Consider the following 1,030-nt stretch of genomic DNA (forward strand, 5'->3'; position numbering starts at 1 on the left):
AGTGAGCCTTTCCGGGTAAGCGTTGCTCACGCACGGTTACAACATGGGTGGAGAGAGACCGCATCGGCCGAGCCCAACCCGGCCCCTGAACAGCAGCGAAGCCCCTGGTAGAGGTGGTCTTGCGACAGAAACACCGATAACCAGAGGCTTCGCTTGTCTACCGATGTTACCTACACGTGCGTGCTCGATGCCGACCGCGAGACCGTGCAGTTCCTCTCGCACCTGCTGGCCGGCCGTCGACGCGAGCTCGGCACCCGCACTGGCACCCGTGCGCTGGGCCCCTTCAACCAGGCCGTGCTGGTCATCCGCTGGTTCTTGGACGCAACCCGCCCCGCCCAGCTGGCCACTGACAACACCATCGGCACCAGCACCGTCTACGCCTACCTGCACGAGGGCATCGACGTCCTGGCCGCCCGAGCCCCCGAGCTGCACACCGCTCTGGAGCAGGCCCAGCAGGAAAGCTGCACTCATCTGAATCTGGACGGGACCGTGGTGCGCACAGACCGAGTGGCCACCCCGGGCCCGGCCGGCGCCGACCTGTGGTGGTCGGGCAAGCACAAACACCACGGTGGCAACGTCCAGGTGCTCTCGGCCCCCGACGGGTGGCCGCTGTGGACCTCCGGCGTGCGCCCAGGGCGCGAGCACGATTCCACCTGTGCCAAGGCCGAAGCCGACCTGCTACCTGCGTTGGCAAAGGCCGCTGCCCGGGACGAGCGGCCAACGCTCACCGACCTGGGCTATGAAAACCTCAGTTCCGCGCTGCGCCACCCGGTGAAGAAACCCGCGGGTCGGGAGTTGACCGGCCGGCAAAAGGCCTACAACCAGCTCATTCGGGGCGTGCACGGCATCGCCGAACGTGCCAACTCCCTGCTCAAAACCACCTTCAAGGCCCTGCGCAGGGTGAGTCTGGATCCCTGGCGTATCGGTGCGATTGTTCGGGCCGCGCTGGTTCTGCTGCAGCTCGAACACGGCCGCACAGCTTGACCTGTACTCACACAGAGTCACCGATCATTACTCGGAAAGGCTCAGT

General features: G+C 65.8%; 1 protein-coding gene. It reads left to right on the forward strand.

What is annotated here, in order from left to right; genetic code table 11:
- The first annotated feature begins 180 nt into the window (after nt 1-180).
- Nucleotides 181-984, forward strand: coding sequence for an IS5/IS1182 family transposase (locus tag D456_RS0123320; protein WP_017578584.1), 804 nt, complete (start codon nt 181-183; stop codon nt 982-984).
- Nucleotides 985-1,030 lie beyond the last annotated feature (46 nt).

This window comes from Nocardiopsis kunsanensis DSM 44524, from assembly GCF_000340965.1.
In the GTDB taxonomy this organism is placed as follows: domain Bacteria; phylum Actinomycetota; class Actinomycetes; order Streptosporangiales; family Streptosporangiaceae; genus Nocardiopsis; species Nocardiopsis kunsanensis.